This is a genomic window from Frankia sp. CoBUL1, from assembly GCF_978021245.1.
The window spans coordinates 1-5,575 of the sequence record NZ_CDXDOS010000226.1; the positions used below are offsets into that span (position 1 = coordinate 1).

4 protein-coding genes and 1 pseudogene are annotated in these 5,575 nt (G+C 70.6%); all 5 read right to left on the bottom strand.

The features are described 5' to 3' along the window. Window positions 1-358 precede the first annotated feature (358 nt). A pseudogene (locus tag AC08OX_RS14305) lies at window positions 359-998 on the bottom strand (DNA-3-methyladenine glycosylase). 26 nt (window positions 999-1,024) lie between these two features. Next, window positions 1,025-2,515: an argininosuccinate lyase gene (gene argH / locus AC08OX_RS14310; protein ID WP_476608278.1), complete on the bottom strand. Its 1,491-nt coding sequence runs from the start codon at window positions 2,513-2,515 to the stop codon at window positions 1,025-1,027. Further along, window positions 2,512-3,714: an argininosuccinate synthase gene (locus AC08OX_RS14315; RefSeq protein ID WP_011437554.1), complete on the bottom strand. Its 1,203-nt coding sequence runs from the start codon at window positions 3,712-3,714 to the stop codon at window positions 2,512-2,514. Before AC08OX_RS14315 ends, argH begins: the two co-directional genes overlap by 4 nt. Window positions 3,715-3,878: 164 nt before the next feature. Then, entirely contained in the window at window positions 3,879-4,547 is a 669-nt protein-coding gene (argR, locus tag AC08OX_RS14320) for an arginine repressor (RefSeq protein ID WP_476608279.1), read from the bottom strand. Beyond that, entirely contained in the window at window positions 4,544-5,566 is a 1,023-nt protein-coding gene (gene argF, locus AC08OX_RS14325; protein ID WP_011437556.1) for an ornithine carbamoyltransferase, read from the bottom strand. Before argF ends, argR begins: the two co-directional genes overlap by 4 nt. Window positions 5,567-5,575: the final 9 nt, after the last annotated feature.

Genomic DNA, 5,575 nt, shown 5'->3' on the forward strand with positions numbered 1-5,575 from the left:
GCTGAGTGGACGTCGCAAGACGCCACCCTCAGGCGGCTTGCTGGCTTCTTACAAAATTCTGGAGGATGCTCGTCAGTTACTCCCCGGACGGGGGCTGCCGTACATCTGCCACACGCACCCCTCGGGGGGGGCAGTCACCGACCGCATCCGTGGTACTCGGCGGATCCGGTGTCTCGCTGACAGAGAGAACATTACGGGTGGATGACGGGGGACGTCAAATCAATCCCTTACCAAGATATGTGATGTACGTCACACCTTCTCAAGACCGGTTCGTTGTGATCTTCTGATATGGGACGCTTGATGGTCTGGGCCGGAAGACTGGCACCCGGAACACGGGCCAGAGCATCACCGGGTCGACTCACCCGGGTCGACGCGGCGGCCGCGGGCCGCTGACCGTCGCCTCGCCAGCGAGCCAGAATCGCCAGGGCCATTCGGTCGCCACCCGAATCCCCACCCGGGGGCCGCGGCGGACCCGGCCGCCGGAGATACCGGGCGGGCCGGGAGGACGGATCCCCCGGCCCCCGGCCAGTGCCACCGTAACCGGCCCCGGGCCGGTGATCGGGGTTCCGCTCAATGCGCCGGTCACGGCGAGCGCCCGTCCCAACCGGCCGGGGCCACGCGCCAGGTCCGCCTCGACCAGGTGCGGGAAACGGCCCGCCACGAGGTCGCGACCCGCCACGACCTCTCCGGAGCGCAGGAGCACAGCCGACGCCGAACCAACCGGTCCGCACACCACGTTCAGACACCAGTGGACGCCGTAACTGAGGTAGACGTAGGCCCGTCCCGGCGGTCCGAACATGACGGCCGCGCGCGGCTGTCGGGCCGCGGTAGGCGTGCGAGGCGGGATCGTCCAGCCCCCCGTACGCCTCGACCTCGGTGATCCGAACGGCGACCGGCCCGTGCCAGACCGTCGCACCAAGAAGAGCCGGTGCGACCGCCAGAACGGGCCGGTCATAGAAGTCCACCCCGTCCGGCGCGGCACCGTCCGTCGGTGCCATGCCGGGCGAGGATTCGGGTAGTGCCGTCAACCCACCGCCCAGGCCTGGTCCCGGTCCAGCACCGGACGCAACGCGATGATCTGCTCGCGGACCCGGTCGGGAGCGGTCCCGCCGGGGGCCGAGCGGGCCTCCAGCGCTCCCCGCACCGACAGCACCTCGCGCACGTCCGGGGTGAGCAGGGGGTTGATCATACCGAGATCGTCGTCCGACACCTCGTCGAGATCGACGTCGTGGGCCACGCACCACGACACGAACTGGCCGACCGCCTCGTGCGCCTGACGAAACGGCGCCCCTCGGCGCACCAGGTACTCGGCGACATCCGTGGCCAGCGCGAAGCCGTCGGGCGCCGCGGCGACGAGCCGCTCGCGACGGACCCGCATGGTCGCAACCGTGCCGGTCAGCGCGGGCAACACCAGCAGCAGGGTGTCGACCGCGTCGAAGACCGGCTCCTTGTCCTCCTGCAGATCGCGGTCGTAGGCAAGCGGCAGTCCCTTGAGGGTGGCCAGGAAACCGGTCAGATCCCCGATGAGCCGGCCGGACTTCCCCCGGGCCAGCTCCGCGACGTCCGGGTTCTTCTTCTGCGGCATGATCGAGCTACCGGTCGCGAAGGCGTCGTCCAGTTCGACCCAGCCGAACTCCCTCGTCGTCCAGAGCACGATCTCCTCGCCGAGCCGCGACAGGTGCACCCCGATCAGGGCCGCCACGAACAGGAACTCGGCAGCGAAGTCCCGGTCGGAGACCGCGTCGAGGGAGTTGGCGAACGCCCGGTCGAACCCCAGCTCCACGGCCACCCCCTGCGGGTCGAGCGGCAGCGAGGAACCGGCCAGTGCCCCGGCCCCCAGGGCGCTCACCGACGCCCGGACGTCCCAGTCGCGCAACCGGTCGATGTCCCGGACGAACGCCTGCACGTGTGCCAGCAGCTGATGACCGAAGGAGATCGGCTGGGCGTGCTGCAGGTGGGTCATCCCGGGGGCCGGGGTGTCGACGTGCTGCTCGGCAAGCACGACTAGCGCGTGGGACAACTCGGTCAGCCGCGCGGCCACCTCGCGGGCCGAGTCCCGCAGGTAGAGCCGCAGGTCGGTGGCGACCTGGTCGTTGCGGCTCCGGCCGGCCCGCAGCTTTCCGCCCAGCGTTCCGAGCCGTTCGAGCAGACCACGTTCGAGGGCGGTGTGGACGTCCTCGTCCTCGACGGTCGGGCGGAACCGGCCCTGGGCGACCGCGTCGGAGAGCTCGTCCAGGGCGGCAAGCATCGCCGCGAGCTCGTCGGCGTCGAGCAACCCGGCCCGGTGCAGGACCCGGGCGTGCGACTTCGACGCGAGCAGATCGTAGGGCGCCAGCCGCCAGTCGAACTGGACGCTTATCGACAGCCGGGCGAGCGCCTCCGCCGGGCCGCCGGCGAAGCGCCCGCCCCACAGCCGCATCGGCGCCCCGTCATCGGGCCCCCTGTCACCGGGCGCCCCGTCACCGGGCGCCCTGCGCGTCGTGTCGTTCCCGCCGGGCGGGTGCGTCGCGGTCACGGGTTCAGCCGCTGCTCGCGCGCCGCCCAGACCTTCGTCGGCAGACCCCAGAGCTCGATGAACCCGCGGGCGTCGCGCTGGTCGAACTGGTCGCCGGCGTCGTAGGTGGCCAGTGCGTGGTCGTACAGACTGGCTGGGCTGCGCCGGCCGACGACCTGGGCGACGCCACCCACGAGCCGGATCCGTACCTCCCCGGACACTCCGGCGCTGGCGGAGTCGACGAAGGCGTCCAACGCGCTCTTCAGCGGCGAGTACCACAGACCGTCGTAGACGATCTCACCCCACCGCTGGTCGATGCCCCGCTTGAACCGGGCGACGTCCCGCTCAAGCGTGAGGTCCTCAAGGTCCCGGTGGGCCGTCAGCAGCGTGATCGCCGCCGGGCACTCGTAGATCTCCCGGCTCTTGATGCCGACGAGCCGGTCCTCGATCAGGTCGATCCGGCCCACGCCGTGGGCGCCCGCCCGGACGTTGAGCTCGGCGACGAGATCGGCGAGCGGGAGGGAGCGCCCGTCCAGCCCCACCGGGACACCGTCGATGAACGAGATGGTCACCTCGTCGGGGATCCGCGCGACGGTGGGGTCCGCGGAGTAGACGAAGACGTCCTCCGGCGGCTGGGCCCACGGGTCCTCGAGGACGCCGCACTCGGCGGTGCGGCCCCACAGGTTCTGGTCGATGGAATACGGCGATTTCTTCGACACGTCGATCGGCAGGCCGCGTTCCTCCGCGAAGGCGATCGCCTTGTCCCGGGTCATCCCCGAGTCGCGCACCGGGGCGAGCACGCTCAGCCCGGGGGCGAGCGCCGCCACCCCGACCTCGAAGCGCACCTGGTCGTTGCCCTTGCCGGTGCAGCCGTGCGCGATGGCGTCCGCCCCGTGCTCGCGGGCCGCAGCGACCAGATGCCTGACGATGACGGGTCGCGACAGGGACGAGATCAACGGATACCGGTCCATGTAGAGCGCATTACTCTTGATCGCCGGAGCGACGAAGGACTCGGCGAACTCCTCACGGGCGTCGACGACGATCGACTCGACCGCGCCACAGGTGAGGGCGCGCTGCCGGATGGCCTCAAGGTCCTCGCCGCCCTGGCCGACGTCAACCGCCAGCGCGACGACGTCGGCGCCGGTCTCGGCGCCGATCCAACCGATGGCCACGGACGTGTCGAGGCCGCCCGAGTAGGCAAGCACGACGCGTTCGGTCACAGTACTTATCTCCTTATGTCGTTTTATATCCGAATCATGTTGAATTATTGAAAATCACGCCGGGCTGGTCAAAGAAAACCGATGAGTGCTATTTTTAGCAAAAATCAGCGCTATGTTCATCAAGGATGCCGGGAAGGCCGGTTCACGGCGTCGCCGGCGCACCGCTACGCATCCTGGTCTGGCACGGCGGACGATCCCGTCGACGCTCCACGCGCCCGGCCGTCGGCGAGCCACAGGAGATGGGCGGCGAGTGCCGGACCCCTCGGACCAGCATGCCCTCCCTGACCAGCGGGATCTCCCGGACCGACCGAACTCTCCGGACGGACCGAGCTCTCCAGACGGACCGAGCTCTCCGGACGGACCAGGGCCTCGGCTGCGGGAGCCGACCGGCAGACGACGAGCACCGTGTCGTCCCCCGCGATCGTGCCCATGACCCCCGGAAGCGCCTCCCGGTCGAGCACCGAGGCGAACAGCTGCGCGGCGCCCGACGGCGTGCGCAGCACGACCAGGTCGCCGTTGGCCTCCGCGGAGACCAGCAGTTCCTCGCAGAGCCGGGTGAGCGACAACCGGACGATCTCCGCCGGCGCGAGGTTCGCCTCGACCGCGTAGACCAAGCCGCCGTCCGGACCGCGCACCTTGGTCGCCCCGATGTCCTCCAGATCACGGGACAGGGTTGCCTGGGTAACCTGGACGCCCTCGGCCGCCAGCAGACGCGCGAGCTCGGTCTGTGAACGCACGCCGCGCTGACCGATCAACGCCGCCAGCCGAGCCTGGCGGGCGTGCTTGGTCAACGGCGCGGCACGCGCGGCCTCCGCGCCTGCTTCCGAGGTCATCGCCCGGTGCCCCCCACCGACGATGCGCCCCCCACCGACGATGCGCCCCCCACCCCGGACGCGCTTCCGGCGGTGCCGGTCGGACCGACGCCCTCGGACAGCAGGATCGACAACAGGGCCTTCTGGGCGTGCAGCCGGTTCTCGGCCTGGTCGAACACGACCGAACGGGGTCCGTCGATCACCGACGTGGTGATCTCGAGCTCCCGATGCGCGGGCAGGCAGTGCATGACGATCACGTCGGGCGAAGCGGCCTCGACGGCCTTCTCGTCGAGGCGGTACGGCTGGAACACCAACGCGCGGCTGTCCGACTCACTCTCCTGACCCATCGACGCCCACACGTCGGTGTAAAGCACGTCTGCCCCGGCGGCGGCCTCCAGCGCGTCGTGCATCACCAGCGCCTCCCCCCCGGTCACCATGCCGATCTCATTGGCGTGCCGCACCACCTGCTCGAACGGCTCATAGCCGGGCGGCGAGGCCACGTGCACCCGCATGCCGGCCGACGCGCCGGCGAGCAGCAGCGAGTGCGCGACGTTGTTGCCGTCGCCCAGGTAGGTCAGGGTCAGCCCGGCCAGGCGGCCCCGCCGCTCCCGGATCGTCTGCAGGTCGGCCAGGGCCTGGCAGGGATGGGCGTGGTCGGACAGCGCATTGATCACCGGAACGGTGGCCGCCGCCGCCAGCCGCTCCAACCGCTCCTGCGCGAAGGTACGCACGACGATCGCGTCGACGTACCGGCTCAGCACGGCGGCGGTGTCCTCGATGGTCTCGCCCCGGCCGAGCTGCGCGCTCGCCGCGTCGATCACCACCGGGTGGCCGCCGAGCTCAGCGACGCCCACGTCGAACGACAGTCGGGTGCGCGTCGACGGCTTCTCGAACAGCAGCGCCACCGAGCGCCCGGCGAGCGGACGCTCCGTCAGCCGGGTGACGCGGCGGCGTGCCTTGAACCCGTCGGCGAGGTCGAGCAGAGCGGTCTGCTCCGCGGGGGTCAGGTCGGTGTCGAGAAGGAAGTGTCGGACCGTCATGCGCTGACC